We start from the raw sequence: 17,333 nt of genomic DNA on the forward strand, positions 1-17,333 counted from the left end.
CTACTACTTCTTCAACAGGAACCCCGCGTCCACCGGGAGTGCGACGCCGGTGATGTAGCGAGCATCGTCGGAGGCGAGGAACACCAGCGCATTGCTGAGGTCGATCGGTTCCACCCAGGGAATCGGAAGGATGTTCGCTCGTGTGTAATTCGAGTCGGGCTGCTCTGCGTCCTTCCGGGTCGGATGTTCGAGATGCGGCATGAACAGCTTCATGATCGTCTCGTTCTGGATCATCTCCGTGTCGACATTGGTCGGCAAGATGGCGTTGGCCCGGATGAACTGCGGACCGAGCTCGAGGGCGAGGGTTTTCATCAGCCCGAGGACACCATGCTTGGCGGAGGTGTAGTGTCCCAGATTCTGCACCGCGGTCAGACCCATCGCCGAGCTGGTGAAGGTAATCGACCCACCCCTGCCACCAGCGATGATGTGCGGAATCGTCGCGGTCGCCGTGTGCCACGCGCCGGTGAGATTCACGTCGATGACGTCCTGCCAGGTTTGCTCACCGAGATCGAGAACCTGCGACGTCGAGGCGATGCCTGCGTTCACCGAGACGATATCGAGACGACCCAGCTCGCCCACTCCGGCGGCGACGGCCTTTTCCAGCGCGGCACGATCGCGGACATCAGCTTTGAGCGCAACAATCCGGCGGTCGAACTTCTCGACGAGTTTGACCGTTTCCTGGAGATCTTCCTCTGTGCCCATCGTGTGATCGGCAGTGGCGATTTGGTCGCAGATGTCGATCGCGATGATGTCGGCGCCTTCTTCTGCCAGCCGGGCCGCGTGGCTGCGGCCCTGGCCTCGGGCTGCACCGGTGATAAGGGCGACTTTGCCTTCGAGCTTTCCCATGGAGTACTCCTGTGTTCGAACGATGTGGTGGGTGTGGGGGTGACGGGGTTCAGGCAAGTCGACTGGTGTCGACATATACGCGGTACCCGCTGATCCGTTCGCCGTCGAAGTCGAGGAACGAGCATCCCTTGATCTTGACGACTCTGCCGTCGGTGAACGCGTAGGCAACCGTCAACTCGACTCCGACCGAGCGCTTCTCGGGATCGATCGTCATACGGCCGATTTCATGGGTTACCGACTGGAAGTTCGCCTTCCAGTCACCGACGAACGCGGCGATCGCATCACGACCGGGCACGGGGTCGTAGTCGTTGAACGCGAATACGGCATCGACAGTCAGCCTGCGCTCGAAGACGTCCGCCTGGTTGGCGTCGAGTTCGCGGTAGAAGTCGGTTGCCGCAGTGGAGTAGTCGAAAGTCGTTTGTGTCATAGCCGATCCCTCTCGGTTGTGTTCGCGAAATGATGAAGTCAACGTGTGATGTGCTTGGCGGCGACGTAGGCGGCGCACTGGATGAAGCCGATCGTGTGGCCGCCTGCCCAGTACGCCTCGCCGGATGGCGTCGCAGCGCAGTTTCCGACCGCGTACAGGCCGGGAATCGACCGTTCGTCGGGCCTGACGACCTGGTTGTTGTGGTCGACCCGCGGTCCGCCGGCGGTGTCGATCAGAGCCTGCCCCAGGATGGTGGCATGGTAAGGACCGTCGGCCGCCAACGGCGCCATCATCGGGTTGGGACCGTCACCGACCCCGAAGAAAGCGCTGAGCGCCTGCTCGATCGGCGTCGAACCGCGACCGAAGTCGTCGTCGACGCCAACGCGCGCCATGGTGTTGTAGCGCTCGATGGTGGCGGCGAGCGTACGTCCGAACTGTGTGTCGAGTTCAGCCTGTCCGGTGATCCCCCGCAACATTTCGAGGCGTTCACCGATTCCCTTTTCGAGGTCGGCCAGCGAATCGGCCGTCACCACCCAGTACGGGTCTTCGCCTTCGGCAGGAATCGGATTACCGAAACCGTCGCCACCGAACCGTTGAGACGACTCGTCCCACAGCATGATCAATGGATTGTTCGGGTAGGTTCCGAGTTGGCTGTCCCAATCGAAGAACGCTCGCGCGAGGTCGTGATACGGGGTCTTTTCGCTGATCACCCGTTTGCCGAACCGGTTCACGATCAGCATCGAATCACCAGGAATCATGAACGAGCCACGTACGGTGACGGGATCGGTGAGCAGACGCTCGAGCACCATCGGTGCCCGCATGCCGATATTCATGTTCGCGAAGTCGGCGCCGACCTCACGGGCGATGTCGAGGATGTCGCCGGTGTTGGTGCGAGCGGCACACCCACCGACGTAGGAGTGGTCGAGGTAGCGCAGCCGGCGGTCCGGATCCTGGGTGAAGCCGCCCGTCGCGAGAATGACGCCACGCCGCGCGCGGATACGAACTGTCTCGTTGCCGACCTCGACTGTCGCGCCGATCACCGCCCCCGCGCCGTCCTGAATCAGGCTCGTGATCCGGGCCCCTGTGGTAACGGGAACGCCGACGCGCTCACACTGCGCCGCGAGACGCTCGATCAGGATCGTTCCGCCACGAGGACCACCCTCGCTCTCCGCGGGAAAGATGATTCGGCCCGACGGCGCTGCGTCTTCAGGGAGATGCGCGTAGTAGTCGGGGAAGTCCGCGGCATGCCCGAAGTCGAGGATGCCGAGATTTTCGTATGTTTCTGCCGCCTCCGAGGCATGGTCGTAGAACGCGGCGATGCCGCGATACTCCCATTCGGGCAACCCCAGCGTCTCGTGGTCCGCGTCGTACAGTCGCGGTCTGCCCAGTTTGGCCATGTACCGCAATGCGTCGTCACGGGGGTCCGTCCGCCCGCTGGCGCGGAGATACTTGTTGTTCGGAACCCACATGTATGCTGCGGATTTCGCCGTAGTGCCGCCGATCTTGTCGGCTTTCTCCACGACTTCGACGCTCGCTCCTGCATCGGCGGCGATTACCGCGGACCCGAGTCCGCCGATGCCGCTTCCCGCGATGAGCACATCGACGGTCCGATCCCATGACGCTTCGGTCATTGAACGATCCTCCAGGTAAGAATTATTGCCTCGAAACGCTTTTCGAGGTGCGAACAGATTCCGATGCGCACGCAAAGGCGATCCGGCAACCGCCTGGGCCCCCGGCGACTATTCGGTCCCACCACTCACTTCCGCCATCGGCGCCGTCGGCTCACTCCTCGGCCGGCAACCTCACGTCAGGTGGTGATCATGCGCCAGGTCCTTCTCGGGCTCGGCAACCATCGGATGGCCGCGCTACGTTCTTGGACACTTCGCGCCATCTCCAGCCTGTGGTGCATGACACAATTACACCCGCCGGTTGCGGCCCCCGCACTGGGACAGAGCCCATAGTTGTCACCCACTTTTGGTTCAGGAACCAACGCGTTCGACAGCATGGCGCCGGCATCCGTCCGCGGGCTCTCCCTCGCCCCGGTCGCCCGACCGACCAGCTCCTCCAGTGGAGGCGCACCCGAGCAGCTCTCTTGCCCGACTGCTCCTGGCGGTGCGTTTCTGCAGCGTACGTCGGCTTACCGACCTACGATCGCTTCCACTCAGCGATGGGGGCATCCCGAAGCCACTCGTAGATGCGCAGCGCCGCACGCAGCTCCGTGGTCGATTCCCCGGAGGGCGTGCACAGACTCATGGCTTTCTGCACCCGATAGGTCACCGCATTCCTCGAAACATGCTCCACAGAGACCACTTTGGCCAGACTGTGGTCCATGTCGAGACTGAGACTCGAGGTCGACCGCAGATCCGCCATGCGTGGGTCGTCGTCGGCAAGCGGTCCGAGCAGGCGGGACGCGAACCGCACCGCAGCCTCCGAATCAGCGAGCAGAAGCACTTCGAGGGCGCGCGAGCGGATTCCGGCCCACGCTGCAACGCCAACGCGTCCAGGGTCAGGTCGGCGGACTACTCGACCGCGTCGACACTAATGCGGCTTCTTGGCGATCACCCGCATAACCGTGGCTTTCTTGGCCGACTTGTGACGGCCGCTCCTCGAGGACTCGCGTTTTGGCGTGGTAGCACCGTCAAGCGAACCCGAGGGGGCCCTGGTCCGGTGGGCGATCGGGATCAAACGTGTCGGACAGCGGACAGACCCGAGGCGGGAGTCTCTACCGCCGACAGACCGCACGGACTCGCCAGGCCCATGCCCCGAGGTCATGCCTGGCGGATGGTTATCCGGATGAGGTCGGTGTGTTCCGGCCGGCGACTGTTCTGATCGAGCCGTTTCGGGGGCGCTGCGGACGCGGCTTCTTGTCGGCTCGAGTACTGTCCCGTGGCGGAGCGGTTGGTGCGCGGACATCCATTTGCGCATCGACGAGATTGAGCGACTCGGCCAACAGCCCTTCTACGTCCGCGTCTTCAACGCCCAGCAGTCGCAGGCAGATTGTCGCGAACGACTCTTCGTGTGCCAGTGGATCACCGTCGGGATCACTTGCTGCGCAGTGCAGTTCGGAGAGCAGCAGCCACGGCAACGTCCGGATCCAGGTCTCGTGGCCGGCCGCCGGTTTCAGTGCGCCGGACTCGATGCCGGGTGTTTCGAACCGTTCCATGAAGGGCTCGGCCTGTTTTTGGAACGTGTCTATCAGCAAGTACGGGCGTTCGAGCATCCAACGAACGACCGCGTCGATGAGAAACGAGCGAAGGATTACCCGAGCGCCGACACACGGCAATAGCCGGGGATCGTCGACCTGGGCCATGATGGCGGCGGTGGCGCTCAAGATGTCCTGCACGCTCTGAACCAGCAAGACTTCGGCGATATCCTCGAGTCCGCGGAAGTGGTTGTAGAACGATCCGTAGCCGACGTCGGCGCCTTCGGCAATCTGCGCGATGGCCGTCGCCTCAACCCCTTGTGCGGCAAACAGCTCGGCGGCACTCGCCAGGAGTGCGTCGCGGGTGCGGGCCCGCCGTCGCCCCTGTCGACCCTGCGGCAACTCGTCTCGCGCGTCGTCTCTGTCGTTCATGGTGTCATCGGGCCTCGGCGTTGATGGGCCTCACGGCCCGCGGAAGCTTCACAGATTACACCTGCCCCCCTCGATGTGATGCGCCGCCGTGATCGACGGTGCGCACGGGTGCGCGTGACGAGTGACACGACGCGGCCAAACTAGTGATTGACGCCACATCAGAACTGACATACGGTCAGTTTTGTTGTTCGGCCCCTCGACAGGAGAAGATCCGATGACCCAATTGACTGCCCCTCCGCGCAGTACCCGCGCCGCTGAGTTACTCGAGCTGGCGCAGGCTCTCAAGCCTGACCTGCGCGCTCACAACGAGCAGACGGAAGCCGACCGGTGGATCGGCGATGAACTTTCTCGCCGCCTCAATGACGGTGGCTTCTACCGGATGTTGGCCCCCGAGCGGTTCGGCGGTGCCGAATTGACACTGCGCGAAACTCTGGAAATCCTGACGACAATCGCCGAAGGTTGCCCGTCGGCAGCGTGGGTTGCCGGTATCCACAACGCCGCCATCTGGTTGGGTTCGCTGTATCCCCTGGCCGCTCAGGAAGAGCTTTTCGGGGATTCGGAGCCTACGGTCGTCTCGGGCACCCTGGCCCCGCTGGGCACGTTGACGCCCGTTCCGGGCGGCTACCGCGTGAGTGGCAAGTGGGGGTTCGCCTCCGGGGTTCTCGATGCCACCTGGATGCTGCTCGGCGCGCCCCGCCCGGACGCGTCCGGCGACGAGGCCGGCCCCGTCTTCGCGCTCGTGCCTATGTCGTCCATTCAGATCCACAAAGACTGGGACACGATGGGGCTGGCCGGAACGGGTAGCCACAGCGTCGAAGTGAAAGATGTCTTCGTGCCGGAGTACCGGATCATCGACCCGGTGGCCGCGTCTGCCGGCGAATACCCGTCGGAGTACGCCAGCGAGGTGGCTCTGTACCGTTCGGCGTTCCTTCCTGTCCTGTCGGCTGTGCTGGTGTGCCCTGCACTGGGCGCGACGAAGCGAATGCTCGAGGAGTATCTGAAACAGGTTCCCAACCGCCGGATTGCATACACGATCTACGAGAAGGCGGCGGAATCGGTGGTGACCCAAACCCGGTTGGCCGAGGCCGCGATGCTGATCGACGAGGCCCAGTTCCACCAGGACCGCCTCGGAGACGATATCGACGAGTGGGCGCAAGGCCCGGATTACATGCCCGAGTCGCTGCGAGTGCGCGCTCGCATGGACATCGGACGAGCTCTCGACCTGTGCCGTTCTGCGGCAAACCTCATCTTCAGCCTCGGTGGCGGCTCGGGTATCGCACGGTCGAATCCGGTGCAGCGCCTTTTCCGCGACGTTCAGGCCAGCAACAGTCATCCACTGCAGATGGCGACCGTCCAGTACGAGGTGTATGGCCGCGAGATGCTGGGACAACCTCAGATCACGTCCTTCATCTGAGCGCACAGCCACGAGGACCTCAGGTGGCTGGCTTGGTTCCAGGACCACGGGCCAGCCACCTCTCCTCGGTCCTGTCCCACTCTGCGACCACGAGTCACGCCACATCGACGTCGTCACTCCGGCCGCGACGGGAGGAAGACCGCGGCGACAAGGGCGCCGACTTGGCTTCACCGCGGCGGCAGTGCCCGGGTCACCGCCGCCGCGGATCTGCTCAGAGGCGACGATGACGACGGCCGTGATCGCTTCGCCGAGCGCGATTCTGAGCGAACGCTGCCCAGCGCGCTGGTCGAGGTCGGTGTGGAAGCCGTCCGCCACCGGCACGAGAGATCGCAGAGCTGGGCTGTCCCAGGAAATTCTTGTCGCAGTGTAGTTCTCGACGAGGGAGCAGTCCCCGAAAGAAAGGCGGCCGACAGTAAACGGTCTACTGCATGGTGTCAGAGGTAACGGGACTGGGGTCCATGAAGATCAGGTACTCGGTCACCTTGTTGTGCTCGACGCGGGTGCGCGTCACGGCCGGGAGTGTGAAGGATTCGCCGTTCTGCAAGGTGTAGGTGACCTCGACCCGGAGCGCGGCCACATTGCCCTCCGACCATTCTTCGATGATCTCGTGGCGTATCGATGCCACCGAGGTCAGGTACTTCGCTACCCAGGATTGGATCGCGCTCTTGCCGATGACGGGGTCGTTGTTGCCCATGCGGAAGACGCAGTCCTCGGTGAAGAAGTCGAAGAACGCTGCGATGTCGGTGTCGGCGGCCTGAAGAAGTTTGCGAGTCGTCTCGATCTCGGTCGTGACTGTGGTCATCGCGGACTCTCTTTCTCTACTGATGTGACGGAAATTCCCCGGAAACGCTTGGGGTAAACAGCTCGTCAGAGGAGCGGATCGGACACGGGGAGGTCGAGGGTGAACCGGCCGATCGTTTCCGAGGCCGTGTCGATGTCGAGGAAGGCGTGCACCGACAGCACGGACAGGTCACGGAAGAATCGCTGAATCGGTGCCGAGTTCCGGTAGCCGTCGCCGCCGATTCCGCGCACCATGTCGTTGAGGGCGTTACGGGCCAGATCCGCCAGATAGGCTGCCTTGAGCTTCATTTCGGCACGATCGCGAGGGTCGGACTGCTCGGGTCGCTGTGCGGTGAGGCGTTCGAAGAAGGCGTCGAGGAGGGTTTCGGCGGCGTCCGCGGCGGCCAGCGCCCGGCCGAGCCGCATCTGGGCGGCCTGTTTGCCGGAGGCCTTCTCCTGGCTGATGGTTCCCTGCCGGTCCCGGGTGCGCTGGACGAACGCATCCGTCGCACCCCGCAGAGCACCGACGACGACCGGGGTGACCTCGGCCATCGCGAACGGCAGGAAGGGCAGGTGGTACATGGGATTGGAGTGAACCAGCTGCCCGGGAGCGGCGCCGGCGAGGGCGAGGGCGAACGGACCGGTGCGGTAGTCCGGAACGAAGACGTCGTCGACACTGACGTCATTGCTGCCGGTCCCGGACATGCCGGCGATGTACCAGGTGTCGAGGATCTTGACGTCCTCGCGGGGCACGAGGAACCACAACGGAGTAGGGGCGCTGCCCTCCTCGAACACGACGCCGGCGAAGGTGAACCATTCAGCGTGCACCGAGCCGGAGTTCCATGCCGTCTGCCCGGAAATGCGGTAGCCGCCGTCGACCTTCTGCACCTGCCCGAGCGGGGCCGCGGTACCGGCGGTCAGAGTGTAGGGCTTGTCGGCGAACACCTCTCGTTGCGCCCGTTCGGTGAAGATGTTCACTCGCCATGCCGCTCCGATGTAGAAGGAGGTGACCCATCCGGTCGACGGGCAGGCCGCGCTGATGGTGCGGACGATCTCGGCGGCGACGTCGAGTCCGAGTTCGAGCCCGCCGTACGCCTTGGGCGTCAGCGTGGCCAGGATTCCCGAGTCGATGAGGTCGGTGATCGTCTCGTCGAGGGGAGCACGGTTTTCCTCGGTCTTCTGTGCGCGTTCGGCGAAGGCCGGTACCAGGTCGTGGACCCGGTCCATGAGTTCGGTGCGGGTGGTATCCATTGTTTCCTCCGGTGTGGGTGTTCGTTTCTTGTGGTGCGCGCTATGGAAGGACAGCTCAGGGCACGCGGGGACCGCGCCGGATGTGTGTGGATGCTGGTGAATTCGGCTGTGCCCGAGGCGCGCGGCCCGGCCGGAGTGTCAGCGAACGTTGTCCTTCGGATCCGGACCGGCGACGAGTGTCAGTCCGTACCGGTCGGCGAGGATCTCCGCATCATGTCCATCGCCGACACTGATCGGGTCGGCGATGCCGTCGAGTTCGGCGAATACCGCTCCCGAGTATTGGGTCGCTGCAGCGTCGGTGAGCGCGAGCACGACTGACGCGGTGGTCAGACGCGTACGAAACTCTGTGGGTGTCACACGCACCGGGACCAGGTGCCCGGGCCGGGTGAGGTCGCCGGGGTCGGTGGTCGGGTCGGCGAGGATGCGGGCCGTGCGCGCCCGGTCGGCGCCGGAGATCCCTGTGGTGACGCCGACGGCGGCGTCAACGGTGACACACTGGCCATGCCCGGGCGTGGAGGTGACCCGAACCGTCGGGGTCGCCTCAGGCAGTACCAGACGGTCACAAATCTCTTCGTGCAGCGCCACCTGCAAAAACCCGGTGGTGTGGCGGATCAGGAAGGCCATCTGCTCGGTGGTCGCGGCGCCGGCGCACCCGACGAGCACGACGCGGCGGTGATGGCTGAGAATGATCAGCTCGCCGGCGGCGAGGGCGCGGCTACCGGCTGTGATTGTCGACCATGCCCGATGGTGTGCGGCGCGGGGCGCGAACGAGGTCGTCATGGCGTGCCTTCCTTTGCAGATTATTTCGATGCTGCTGCCGAATGATGTTGGTCGCGGCGTAATCGAGCGCTGGCAGTGCTATGCGGGTTCGAGTGCCGAGTGCGTGCCGAAGACGCGGCGGTGATAGGTGAGAGGTTCGCTGTAATTGTTCTCTGCGGCAACGACATTGCCGAGCACGACCACATGGTCTCCGCCCTCGACGAGCTGCTCGACGTGGCAGGCGATCCAGCCGGCGGCGCCGGCGATTCGGGGAAGGTCGTGCTCGACGTCCCACCGCACGCCCTGGAATTTGCCGATTCCGCCCTTCTTCGCGAACTTGAGTGCAATGACTTGCTGGTCGCGACCCAACACGTTCAATCCGAACTTCTTCGATGCCGTGATCAGTTCGAGTGTCTCCGATCCGCGGTCCAGGGAGACCAGGACCATCGGGGGTGTCATCGACAGCGAGGTGAAGGCGCTGACGGTAGTGCCGAAGGGCAGGCCGCCGTCCATGGAGGTCACGACGGCGACCGGAGTGGCCACGTGTGCCATCACGTCTTTGAACGTTTCCTGGACAGAACTCGAGGAGGTAGGCATGGTAAATCTTCCTTCTGTCGACTGCGGCTCTACGCGCAACGACCCATGGAGAACCGACGGGACGGGGGACGCTGACCTTCGGGCTTTCACGGCCCGCTGTGTCCTACACCACAAGTAGACCGCATCAGGTACCCAATCCGCACTACTGCAGAGCCCAGCGTTGTCGCCGACTTTTGGTTTCTACACCAGTTGGGTGGCGGGTTCGCCCCGTCAACCTGCGAGCGCTACCACTGAGCGATGGGGGCGTCTCGGAGCCACTCGTAAATGCGGAGCGCCGCACGCAGCTCGGTGGTCGATTCACCGGAGGGTTTGCACAGACTCATGGCTTTCTGCACCCGATAGGTCACCGTATTTCTCGAAATATGCTCCACGGAAGCTACTTTGGCGAGGCTGTGGTCCATGTCGAGATAGAGACTCAAGGTCGACCGCAGATCCGCCATGCGTGGGTCGTCGTCGGCAAGCGGTCCGAGCAGGCGGGACGCGAACCGCACCGCAGCCTCCGGATCGGCGAGCAGCAGCACTTCGAGGGCGATGTGCTCATGCGCGGTGGTGGTCGGCGGACCGCCCACCCGCAGCCGCACCAGCCGCTCGACTGCCAGGGCCTCGAGGTGGCTTCTGCGGAATCCGTCGATCCCGGACCCGAGCTGGCCGGCGACGACGAAGGTGTCACCGAAGGTGGGCAGGGCGGTCGTCAGGGCGTGCGTCGGATCCGGAGTGACGGCACCCCACGCCCAGATCGCTTGCAGCCCGACGGGTACCACCAGTGAGGCCGTCGGCGTTCCCCACTGACGAAGTACCGGGTCTACGACGGCCCGCAGGTCGTGGCTCGAATGTGGGCCGCTCCAGGCGATCAGGGCTACATGCTGGCCGGCAAGTGGGTAGCCGAGTACTCGTTCGGCGTGGACCGGGTCGACGGGATCCGCTGCGATGATCTTGGTGACGAGATCGAGCCGCGCCGCGGATACCCCCGCCGCCCAGGCGCTCTGCTCCTCGAGGAAGGCCGAGGCGGCTACGCCGGTGAAATCGTCGAGCACTTCGAAGAGCAGCAGTGAGATGCGGCGCAGTTCAGCGCTGCTTTCGTTCGGTGGGATCAAGCGGGTCGCCGCGTCGAGCAGCGCGGCAGCCAGAACGGCGTAGCCGACGCGGATGGTCCGGAGCAGATCGTCGAGTTTCATGCCTCGCCGGGCGAAGTCGGCGGCGATCTCCTCGACCTCCGCACTGGCCAATGGAGTATCCGGCTCGCCGAGACCGGTGACCAGTGTCAGGGCCCGAAACACGGTCGCCGTGGTCGCCCGCCTGATCTCGTCCATGAGTGGCGCACCGTCCCCTGCTGCGGGAACTTTCAACAAGATCTTGGCGGCGATGTCCTGACCGACTTCGACGGCCCAGGTCACAGCGCCGTCACCGAGGACGGCACGAATGCGCTCGGCGTCCGGACTGAGCCACTCGCGCTCCGATTGCCGGGGGCGCATTCCCGAGAGTTCACGAGTCCAGTGCGGCACCTGACCTCCTTCCGATCCGGTCTTACGGTACAACCAGCCACCTCCCGCTTTGGGCTGTAGACCAATTTTTGTCGAGGTTCCTGTTTCGCAGCCAGTGGCTATCCCCGACGAAATCTCGTGAAATTGTGAGACAACTACGTGACGAGGACCACACGGGTCCGCGACCGGGGACGGCAACTGGTTATCAGGTATAGCAGGCGTGTCAGGTGACACACGCAGCCGTCGAACGGACATCCGGTAACCGGATTTCACATATCCCGCGCGGTCGCCGACCGCGAGAATCGAAGGAGTCAACGATGACCGCCACTCCCAAGTTCGCGCACGTCGTATTGCAGACGAGCCGGTTCGAGGAGATGCGCGACTGGTACTGCACCGTGCTGGAAGCGCACGTGGTGTATGAGGGACACGGCCTGTGCTTCATCACGTTCGACGAGGAACACCACCGCGTCGCGCTGCTGGGTGCCCCCGTACAGCTCGAACCGCGCAACCCCGGCGCGGCGGGCATGCATCACACCGCCTACACCTTCGACACCCTCGGGGACCTTCTCGATCGGTACGACTCGCTGAAGGAGAAGGGGATCGAACCGAAGGTGCCGATCCAGCATGGGGTGACGACGTCGCTGTACTACCAGGACCCGGACGGAAACTTCGTCGAGCTACAGATCGACAACTTCACCACCCCCGACGAGGCGACGGCTTACATGAACGGACCGGAGTACGGCAACAACCCGGTCGGTGTCTCGTTCGTCCCGGAGAAAATGCGGGAGGCTCTGACGGAGGGCACCCCGGTCTCGGAGATCACCACCCACTCCTGGGCCCTGCAGACCAGCCCCGATCTTCCCGACCCGATGGCAGCGCTGACCAGCTGATCCTGCCCACGCGCGGGCCTATTGCAGCGGCACTCCTCCCTCCCTCCCTCCCCGAAGGACATCTTTCATGCGTGTGGCAAACCAATCCGGACGACTCCACGTGGTAGCCGACGGAGTCGCCGTCGACGTCGAGACAGCCAGTGGGCGACAGTTCTCGGCAGACCCTCAGCAGATCTACGCCCGCTGGGACGAGTTCACCACCTGGGCACGGACGGTGGACTTCACCGACGGGGCTGCGGTGGACGAGTCGGAGCTCGGCGCTCCGGTACCTCGTCCCGGACAGATCTTCGCCGTCGGCGTGAACTACGCCGACCACGTCGAGGAATCCGGGCTGACACTGCCCGACGCCCCGTTCGTGTTCACCAAGTTCCCCGCCTCCGTCACCGGACCTTACGACACCATCGAACACCCCGGGGGGTCGGTGGATTTCGAAGTCGAACTCGTGGCGGTCATCGGCAAGGAAGCAAGAAATGTCCCCACCTCCGCGGGCTGGGACCATGTTGCCGGCCTGACCCTCGGCCAGGATCTGTCCGAACGGGACCTGCAACTGTCCGGCCCCCCGCCCCAGCAGTTCAACCTCGGCAAGTCCTTCGCCGGATTCGCACCGATCGGGCCGGTGCTGGTCACCCCTGACGAGTTCGACGACCCCGACGACATCGAGATCAGCACGATCCTCTCGGGCGAGCTGATGCAGAAATCCCGGACCCGGCATCTGATCTTCCCGATCCCGGTCCTGGTGTCCTACCTGTCGTCGATCGTGCCGCTGCGCCCCGGCGACCTCATCTTCACCGGAACCCCCTCGGGCATCGGTTTCACCCGCGACCCGAAACGACTCATCGGCGTCGACGACGAACTCGTCAGCCGCGCCGACACCATCGGCGAGATGCGGCACCGCTTCGCCGCCACGAACCGTCCACACCCTCTCACCGCTATTTCCAGGAGCACCGACCATGTCTGACATCACCGTCCCCGTACTCGTCGTCGGTGGAGGCGGGTGTGGATTGACCACCTCGATCCTGCTGTCCGAGCACGGCATCGACCATCACCTCGTCGAACGGCACAGCACCACCTCGCACCTGCCCAAGGCTCACTACCTCAATCAGCGCAGCATGGAAGTGCTGCGTCAGGTCGGGGTCGCGGACTCGATCTACGCGGTGGGCACGCCGCCGAAGAACATGGGCAAGACCCGGTGGGTGACCTCCCTCGGCGGTGACGGCGAACTGGACGGGCGCACCCTGTATACCCTCGAATCGTTCGGCGGCGGACGACTCGAGAGCGAATACGCGGTCGACAGCCCGTGTCCGTCCAGCAACTACCCGCAGATCCGGCTCGAGCCGCTGCTGCGCGAACATGCGGAGAAGAGGGCACCGGACTCGATCCACTTCGGTCGCGAACTCGTCTCCTTCGAGCAGGACGAGAGCGGGATCCGCGCCATCATCCTCGACCGCGACACGCAGGAGACCTACACCGTCCACGCCCAGTACATGGTCGCCGCCGACGGCGGCAAGACCGTCGGACCCGAACTCGGGGTGACGATGGAGGGCCCGACCGGGATCCTCGACATGGTCAGCACCCACTTCACCGCCGACCTGTCGCAGTACTGGGAGGACGACGTCCTGATCACCTGGCTGCTCAACCCTGAGGGCGCCGGATCGTGGAGCAGCGGCGCCATGGCGGCCATGGGGCCCACGTGGGGCAAGCACTCGGAAGAATTCGTCCTGCATTTCACCTTCCGGCCGGACGACCCCGCTCGCTTCGACGAAGAGGCGATCGTTCCGCGGCTGCGGGAGCTGCTCAAACTGCCGGATCTCGAACTTCAGGTGCACAAGGTCAGCCACTGGATCCTCGAGGGCGTGCTCGCCGACAAGTACCAGGTCGGCCGCGTCTTCCTCGCCGGCGATGCCGCCCACCGGCACCCACCGACCACCGGACTCGGTCTGAACACCGCCCTCCAGGACGCCCACAACCTGGTCTGGAAGCTGGCCGCGGTGATCAACGGCGATGCCGCCCCCGCTCTGCTCGACACCTACGAGCCCGAACGCCGTCTCGTCGGCATGCGCAACGTCGACTGGGCCATGTTCACCTTCCTCAACCACATGGTCATCGACGCCGGACTCGGCCTGATCCCCGGCCAGCCCCTCGAAGCGCAGATCCAGGTGTTCCGGGACTACTTCTCCGACACCCCGATGGGCGAAACCCGCCGCGCCCGTGCATCCGAGGTGATCAGCACTCAGCGCACCGAATTCCAGGCCCACGACCTCGAAATCGGCTTCTCCTACCGGGACGGAGCACTCGTTCCGGACGGCACCGAGGCACCGCCACGCGACCCGATGGGAAACATCTACTACCCCACCACCCGTCCCGGGCACCGCCTGCCCCATGCCTGGCTCGAACACGACGGGCGGCAGCTCTCCACTCACGATCTCGCCGGGAACAACACTCACTTCGTGTTGATCACCGCGGCGGACGGTGACGCGTGGTCCGACGCCGCCCGGCTGGCCAAGGACAAGTTCGGGGTCCAGATCAAGGTCGCGCAGATCGGCGAGAACTCCGACTACACCGATCCCACCGGTCGCTGGAACGAGCTCCGCGAGATCGACGACACCGGGGCGATCCTGGTCCGTCCGGACAACCACGTGGCCTGGCGCAGCGCCGGAGCGGCAGGCGACCCCGCGGACGAACTCACCCGCGCACTCGGCGCCGTACTCTCGCGCTGACACACCGCACGAACACCCGCACCACGGGCCGTCCACGATTGGAGTCGGCCCGTGGTGCCGGGAGCACCGGAAAGGAAGCACACAATGACCGCGGCAGGACATGAAGTGTTGTGGACGCCGCCGCCCGGGCGAGTCTCGGCCTCGAACATCAGCCGGTACCAACGATGGCTCGCAGCTGAAAAGAATGTCGAGACCACCGACTTCGACTCCCTCTGGCGTTGGTCGATCGGTGATGTCGAGACGTTCTGGCGCTCGATCTGGGAGTACTTCGACGTCATCGCCTCGACGCCGGCGCAGACGGTGCTCCCCGACCGGCGGATGCCCGGTGCCCGATGGTTCCCCGGCGCTGAGCTGAACTGGGCCGAAAATCTGCTCCGTCATACGGATCAGACCGGTCCGGCGATCATCTCGGTCGACGAAACCGGCGCTACCGGCGAACTCTCCCGCACCGATCTGGTCGCTCAGGTAGCCAACCTCGCCGCCTACTTCCGTGAGATCGGAGTGCGGCCCGGCGACCGCATCGCCGCAATGTTGCCGAACATCGCCCCTACCGTCGTCGCGGTGTTGGCCGCGGCCAGCGTCGGCGCGGTATGGTCATGCTGCGCACCGGATTTCGGCGTCAAAGGACTTGTCGACCGGTTCGCGCAAATCGAGCCGACCGTGCTGATCGGAGTGGACGGCTACCAGTTCAACGGTAAGCGCATCGACCGACGGGACGTCTTCACGGCCCTGTTGGACCAGCTCCCGACGGTGCGGCACGCCATCGTCGTCGCAAACCTGGGCCTCCCCCTCGAAGGGGCGCACCGGCAAGATGTCGCCGACTACGCCGACCTCGTCGTCGGGGATGCCCAACCCGAATACGAGCAAGTACCGTTCGATCATCCGCTGTGGATCCTCTACAGCTCCGGCACCACCGGCCTACCCAAGGGCATCGTGCACTCGCACGGAGGGATTCTGCTCGAAGCGCTCAAGGCCAACGCGCTGCACTACGACCTCGGTCGCGCAGATCGGGTGTTCATCGCCGCGAGCACCGCCTGGGTGGTGTGGAACATGCTGGTCGACGTCCTCGCGGTCGGCGCCACCGTGATCACCTACGACGGCAGTCCCACCTTCGGACGGCCCGACCACCAGTTCGACATCTGCGCCCGCTACGGGGCCACCAGATTCGGCACCGGCGCGGCGTACCTGACGCTGTGCGAGAAGGCCGGCACCCGGCCCGGCACCGACTTCGACCTGTCGACGCTGCGGTCGATCATGTCGACCGGTTCCCCTCTGCCGGACACCACCTGGCGATGGGTCTACGACGCGGTCAGCGCGGACGTGCATCTGGGATCGGACAGCGGCGGCACCGACGTCGCCACCGGCTTCATCGGCGCGAACCCGCTCTCCCCCGTTCGGGTGGGGGAACTCCAAGGCCCCTACCTCGGTGTCGACGTCCAGGCCTGGAACGAAGCCGGTGCGGCGGTCGTCGGCGAAGTCGGGGAGATGGTGATCACCGAACCGATGCCGTCGATGCCGATCTACTTCTGGAACGATCCGGACGGACGCCGCTACCGGGAGGCCTATTTCGAGGTCTATCCCGGAGTGTGGCGGCACGGCGACTGGATCACCATGGAAGCGGACGGCGGCTGCGTGGTCCACGGGCGATCGGACTCGACGATCAACCGCGGCGGTGTCCGGATGGGGTCGGCCGACATCTACCAAGCCGTCGAAGCGCTCCCCGAGATCGCCGAGGCCCTCGTGATCGGCGCCGAACTACCGAACGGTGGATACCACATGCCGCTGTTCGTGGTACTGCGCGACGGGTACGACCTCGACGAAGCCCTCACGGAGAAGATTCGCACCACCATCCGGAGGGAGACCTCTCCCCGGCACGTCCCCGACGACATCATCGATGTACCGGCAATTCCCACCACCCGCACCGGCAAGCGACTCGAGATTCCCATCAAGAAGCTGATTCAAGGCGTCGCCCCCGAGACCGCGATCAACCTCGCCACCGTCGCCGACACCGGCACCCTCGACTGGTATATCGACTACGCGGAACGTCTCCAGCACAATCGCGCCCGCTCCTCGACACCATCGTGAGAGCGCATGCTGGACATACCATTCGGCGGCATGTCACAAGCCGTCGAGCGGACTGGTAGTCGACAGTCTCCCACTCGACGTCGATCCGATCGCTCTGCGCGTGCGTGGCATTGTGCCAATCCCACCGTGCCCCGATTGGCCCGCAGTGCGCATTCTGCTCATTTTCGACACCGCCTATTGCGCAGACAGTAAAACCCTGGTCCACTGTTATGACAGTCGATGGTCGTCAGACCAGATCCGATCATCGTCGCCATTCCGATGCCGCACAGACCGCACTCACCCATCGCCGGTCGAGCGGAATGCTCCGCCGCTACGACGGCGGAAAGCCGTTCCTGCTGCCGTTCGCAGCGCTCCGCACTTGTGAGGAAAGAGAGTCCGATGCACAACACCCTGTCCGTCGATCACGGGACCGCAACCCCGGCCACCCGGCCCGGCGGTTCGGTGGACCTGGAGACGCTCGAATCGATCCGGCAGCGGGTGTTGTGGCTTTCGACGTCGATGATCCACCACGC

Annotated in this window: 14 protein-coding genes; 5 read left to right on the forward strand and 9 right to left on the reverse strand. The window is 64.7% G+C overall.

Annotated elements, in window-relative coordinates; translation table 11 throughout:
- Positions 1 to 3: 3 nt before the first annotated feature.
- The 4 genes from CA951_RS31000 to CA951_RS31020 all read right to left on the reverse strand — a co-directional run bounded on the left by CA951_RS31000 (position 4) and on the right by CA951_RS31020 (position 4,847).
- Positions 4 to 846, reverse strand: coding sequence for a mycofactocin-coupled SDR family oxidoreductase (locus CA951_RS31000; RefSeq protein ID WP_087560499.1), 843 nt, complete (start codon positions 844 to 846; stop codon positions 4 to 6).
- A 49-nt stretch (positions 847 to 895) separates the two neighbouring features.
- Positions 896 to 1,273, reverse strand: coding sequence for a nuclear transport factor 2 family protein (locus CA951_RS31005; RefSeq protein ID WP_087560500.1), 378 nt, complete (start codon positions 1,271 to 1,273; stop codon positions 896 to 898).
- Between the two features lie 38 nt (positions 1,274 to 1,311).
- Positions 1,312 to 2,904 (reverse strand): FAD-dependent oxidoreductase, encoded by a 1,593-nt coding sequence (locus tag CA951_RS31010; protein ID WP_087560501.1) that lies wholly within the window; start codon positions 2,902 to 2,904, stop codon positions 1,312 to 1,314.
- A gap of 1,154 nt (positions 2,905 to 4,058) precedes the next feature.
- Positions 4,059 to 4,847 carry a TetR/AcrR family transcriptional regulator gene (locus CA951_RS31020; RefSeq protein ID WP_087560503.1) on the reverse strand — a complete coding sequence of 263 codons (789 nt, stop codon included), beginning with the start codon at positions 4,845 to 4,847 and terminating at the stop codon, positions 4,059 to 4,061.
- Positions 4,848 to 5,061: 214 nt separating this feature from the next.
- Here CA951_RS31020 and CA951_RS31025 point away from each other — a divergent pair, with 214 nt between their 5' ends.
- Entirely contained in the window at positions 5,062 to 6,261 is a 1,200-nt protein-coding gene (locus CA951_RS31025; RefSeq protein WP_087560504.1) for an acyl-CoA dehydrogenase family protein, read from the forward strand.
- Between the two features lie 421 nt (positions 6,262 to 6,682).
- On the opposite strand, the gene CA951_RS31030 is transcribed toward CA951_RS31025, so the two are convergent.
- The 5 genes from CA951_RS31030 to CA951_RS31050 form a co-directional block, all read right to left on the reverse strand.
- Positions 6,683 to 7,063, reverse strand: a complete 381-nt coding sequence (locus tag CA951_RS31030) for a nuclear transport factor 2 family protein (protein WP_087560505.1) — start codon at positions 7,061 to 7,063, stop codon at positions 6,683 to 6,685.
- 65 nt (positions 7,064 to 7,128) lie between these two features.
- On the reverse strand, positions 7,129 to 8,292 hold the full coding sequence (locus CA951_RS31035; RefSeq protein ID WP_087560506.1) for an acyl-CoA dehydrogenase family protein: 1,164 nt from the start codon (positions 8,290 to 8,292) through the stop codon (positions 7,129 to 7,131).
- A gap of 138 nt (positions 8,293 to 8,430) precedes the next feature.
- Positions 8,431 to 9,072 (reverse strand): 3,4-dihydroxy-2-butanone-4-phosphate synthase, encoded by a 642-nt coding sequence (locus CA951_RS31040; protein WP_087560507.1) that lies wholly within the window; start codon positions 9,070 to 9,072, stop codon positions 8,431 to 8,433.
- Positions 9,073 to 9,150: 78 nt separating this feature from the next.
- Positions 9,151 to 9,648 (reverse strand): flavin reductase family protein, encoded by a 498-nt coding sequence (locus CA951_RS31045; protein ID WP_087560508.1) that lies wholly within the window; start codon positions 9,646 to 9,648, stop codon positions 9,151 to 9,153.
- A gap of 224 nt (positions 9,649 to 9,872) precedes the next feature.
- The gene (locus CA951_RS31050; RefSeq protein WP_087560509.1) at positions 9,873 to 11,150 is read right to left on the reverse strand and encodes a CdaR family transcriptional regulator; all 1,278 of its coding nucleotides are present in this window, start codon (positions 11,148 to 11,150) and stop codon (positions 9,873 to 9,875) included.
- 296 nt (positions 11,151 to 11,446) lie between these two features.
- Between CA951_RS31050 and CA951_RS31055 the strand changes: the two genes are divergently transcribed.
- The 4 genes from CA951_RS31055 (at position 11,447) to CA951_RS31070 (ending at position 16,821) form a co-directional block, all read left to right on the forward strand.
- Positions 11,447 to 12,019 (forward strand): VOC family protein, encoded by a 573-nt coding sequence (locus CA951_RS31055; RefSeq protein WP_087560510.1) that lies wholly within the window; start codon positions 11,447 to 11,449, stop codon positions 12,017 to 12,019.
- Between the two features lie 67 nt (positions 12,020 to 12,086).
- The gene (locus tag CA951_RS31060; RefSeq protein ID WP_087560511.1) at positions 12,087 to 12,977 is read left to right on the forward strand and encodes a fumarylacetoacetate hydrolase family protein; all 891 of its coding nucleotides are present in this window, start codon (positions 12,087 to 12,089) and stop codon (positions 12,975 to 12,977) included.
- Positions 12,970 to 14,736, forward strand: a complete 1,767-nt coding sequence (locus CA951_RS31065) for an FAD-dependent monooxygenase (RefSeq protein ID WP_087560512.1) — start codon at positions 12,970 to 12,972, stop codon at positions 14,734 to 14,736. Before CA951_RS31060 ends, CA951_RS31065 begins: the two co-directional genes overlap by 8 nt.
- 84 nt (positions 14,737 to 14,820) lie before the next feature.
- Positions 14,821 to 16,821, forward strand: coding sequence for an acetoacetate--CoA ligase (locus CA951_RS31070; protein ID WP_087560513.1), 2,001 nt, complete (start codon positions 14,821 to 14,823; stop codon positions 16,819 to 16,821).
- The last annotated feature ends 512 nt before the right edge of the window (positions 16,822 to 17,333 follow it).

Origin of the sequence: Rhodococcus sp. NCIMB 12038, from assembly GCF_002165735.1 — a bacterium.
In the GTDB taxonomy this organism is placed as follows: Bacteria; Actinomycetota; Actinomycetes; order Mycobacteriales; family Mycobacteriaceae; genus Rhodococcus_F.